Source organism: Thauera terpenica 58Eu (genome assembly GCF_000443165.1).
In the GTDB taxonomy this organism is placed as follows: Bacteria; Pseudomonadota; Gammaproteobacteria; order Burkholderiales; family Rhodocyclaceae; genus Thauera; species Thauera terpenica.
In genome coordinates, this window is the sequence record NZ_ATJV01000105.1 from 1 (window position 1) to 3241 (window position 3241).

General features: G+C 62.0%; 2 protein-coding genes and 1 pseudogene. 1 reads left to right on the forward strand and 2 read right to left on the reverse strand.

The window, feature by feature from the left end:
* A partial coding sequence (locus M622_RS39975; RefSeq protein WP_217995341.1) for a metal-independent carbonic anhydrase family protein occupies nt 1-701 on the forward strand: 701 nt, incomplete at its 5' end.
* A 305-nt stretch (nt 702-1006) separates the two neighbouring features.
* Here M622_RS39975 and M622_RS37730 read toward each other — a convergent pair.
* Together M622_RS37730 and M622_RS37740 are read right to left on the reverse strand one after the other, a co-directional pair.
* Nucleotides 1007-2104, reverse strand: a complete 1098-nt coding sequence (locus M622_RS37730; RefSeq protein ID WP_021250914.1) for an IS91 family transposase — start codon at nt 2102-2104, stop codon at nt 1007-1009.
* Nucleotides 2101-3008: pseudogene (locus tag M622_RS37740) on the reverse strand (tyrosine-type recombinase/integrase). The gene M622_RS37730 and the pseudogene M622_RS37740 overlap by 4 nt, the downstream one beginning before the upstream one ends.
* Nucleotides 3009-3241 lie beyond the last annotated feature (233 nt).

The following is a 3241-nucleotide window of genomic DNA, read 5'->3' on the forward strand; positions in this document are numbered from 1 at the left end:
GTTCAGTTCAACAAGGCTTATCCCTCGCGGCAGGCGCCCGCGCACTGAACGGCGCTTGCGGCGCGAGGGATAAACCCTATTCGTTAGGCACAGTCAAACACGCAACAATCCAATTCTTTCAACCCAGAGGTCTCCCAACTATGAAAGTCAAACTTGTAGCATTAACAGCATTAGTCGCACTTACCTCAAATATTGCGAACGCAAACGAGCCCATCGTTGTAAATCAGGCAGTAACAGAGAAGGAAGCATTAACAGCTCAGCAAGCATGGTGTGCTGCTCTTCTTGATATCAACGCCGCATACGAAAAGGATGGAAAAGTAGCAGCGAGAGCATTGGCCGAGAAAGTCATAGATTCCGCTTACGCCTACCAAATGGGCGCAGTACTCTTTAAGCCTACGCTCACGGTGAACCCTCAAACATTTCGCCCCACACGTGCCGGTGCGCTATCTTATTTCGTTGGCGGTGACCCATCCTTCCCTGCCGACACAGGTTTTGCTCTAAAAGGCTGGAAAAAATGTGAGCCTGTCACTTCTGCTATTTTTCTTGATGGCAATAGCGCAATTACTATGGGGAAAGTTCACTTCACAGATAAAAATGGGAAAGTGACTACCGTTGACAAAACGTGGGGTTACGTTAAAGACGATGCGGGAAATTTGCGCATTAACCTTCACCATTCATCATTGGAGTACCAACCTAAGTAAATCCGCTATAAACCCATAGGCAGTGGAGTTGTTGCCTAACGATTAAGGTTAGATCGTGATCGCGAAGCGAGCCACGATCTGAACCGGTTGTTGAACAAGCCCGGTCCGTCTCCCTGGAAATAGCTTTTTGTTCCCGAGCCCGGAATCGGGCCGGTAGGCCCGCTCAATGAGCGGGTGACGCCGGAATCAGCGCCTGAGGCCGGCTGATGCCCGCAATTTCGCGTTCATCGGCCGTTTTTCGGCACTTTCGGGCCGAGCGCGGCCGTGGCGCTGGTGAGGCGCACCGTCGTGGCGAAGGCGCAGGCCTACACGGCCGTCTCCGTTGCCTGCATCGAATCGGGTCGGCTGACCGCCATCGGCGGAAGTCGCCGCCGCAGGATCCGCATCGGCTTGCCGCAGCAAGGGCAGGCAAACGCCGGCCGGGGTTTGTGCGGCGTTGGCGGGCGGGGTGCGATCCTGAGCACGAGATGCAGCAGGGCGATCAGGCCCTTCTTGTTCGGATGCAGGAAGCCGTAGTTCCTTGCCCGCCGAAACCCCTTGGGCAGGACGTGTTGCAGCAGCAGGCGCAGGAAGTCGGCACCGGGCAGCGTGCGGACCTTGCTTTCCCCGCTCTGGCTGTCGCGGTAGCGGAAGCTGACCTGGCCGCTGCCGTCGTGATCGCAGGCGAGGAGGTCGGCCTCGCGGATCACGCCGCGATAGAGGTAACGACCCAGATAAACGAGGGCCTTCTCGCCGTTGCCGACACGCTTGCAGTCGACCACCCATTTCCCCGGCAACGGCTCGGCCGGATGGAGGCCAGCCTGCGCGAGCGCCGCCAGCAACTTGGCGCGAAACACCTTCGCGAGCGCCTTGTGGCTGAAGAGATAGCCGCTCTTCGTGCGCCAGCGTCGGCTCCGCGCATCCAGGCTCGCGCCGGGCATGACCAGATGCACGTGTGGATGCAGGTCGAGCCGGCGCGAGTGGGTGTGTAGCACCGCCACCGCCCCGGCCTCGCCCTTGAGCTGGCGGTCGGTGCGGCAGAAGGTCCGCACCGTGCTCCAGGCGGCGGAGAAGAGAGCGCCGTAGACGCACTTCGCGTGCCGTGCGGCCAGTGCACGCAGCTCAGCGGGCAAGGTGAAGGTGAGCAGGAAATACTCGGCGGGCACCTGCAGACGCCGTTGGCGCTCGAGCCATTGTTCGCCCTCGTGATGCTGACAGTGCGGACAGAGCCGGTGCCCGCACGAGTGCGGGATGAGCCGTTGCTCGGCGCACTCGGGGCAGGCCGCGAGCAGTTGCGGGGCCATGCGGCTGCGGCAACACAGCATTGCCCGCAACGCTTGGGCGCGTTCTGGGCCCAGGGTGTGGCCGTAGCGAGCGCGATAGTCGGGCTCGAAGCGCTCGATGATCTGCGCGAGCGTGATCACCGGACCGTCCCCCAGTCCAGGGTGAAGTGCTGCATCAGGGCATCGATGCGGGTTCGTGCCGATTCGGTGGTGTGGCTGGTGAGGTGGGTGTAGCGGGCGGTGGTGAGGATGGAATGGTGGCCGAGGATCTTCTGGACTTCCAGCAGATCGACGCCCTGCTCGATCAGGTGCGTGGCATAGCTGTGGCGCAAACTGTGAGGGGTGATCTTTTTTTTAGCCCGCACGCGGTGGCGACCTTGCGCAAGGTGAGCTGGACGCCGCCGCGATCAAGCGGCGAGCTCGCCCGCTGCGCGCCCTTGAGGCCCGCGCTGCGATTGGGGAAGAGCAGTTCGGGGTGACGGTGCGTCAGCCAGAACCGGCGCAGCACCGCGAGCGTGGCCTGCGGCAGCGGCACCAAGCGGTCGCGGTTGCCCTTGGCATCGCGCACCTGCACGCGCATGCGCTCGGCGTCGATGTCGGCCACCGTGAGCGCAAGGCCCTCGCCCAGCCGCAGGCCGAGACTGTAGAGGGTGAAGTAGAACACCCGATAGCTCAGCACCCGCGTGGCCAGGAACAGCCGCTGCGCCTCATCGACCGTGACGATGTCGGGCAAGCGCTGCGTCTTGGGCGGCTTGATCAGGTCGGGCATCGCCCACGGCTTCTTGAGCACATGCGTGGTGAAGAACTTCAGACCGTACAGATCGAGCTTGACCGCGCTCCACGAGTGGGTGCCGATGAGGTCGCTGAAATACTCGGTGAGTTGCGCCTCGGTGAGCGCCTCGATGCGGTAGTCGAAATACGCGCCCAGGCGCCGGATGGCGCGGGCGTAGGCGTCGATGGTCTTGGGCTGCAGACCCTTCAACTTCAGGTGCTTGAGATGGCTGTCGTACTGGCGGGCAAAGTGCGCTGGAAAGCTCGTCGTCATGCTGGTCGCTCCTCACGAAGTCGTGCAGAATCAGCGCCATCACCGCGATGGGGCCGTCATGCAGAATAGTTCGTGGGGTCCGGGTGGGCGACCTCTCCGCGTAGCGGCTTCGTTCAACAAGTCATTCCAGCGGACTGCCTACGGCAGCCGCTGAATTCCAACGTTGAGTGACAGCTTCCCTGAGAGCTCAACGGCGGCAGTGGATCGGGTCGAGACGCTGGGGGGGGGGGGGG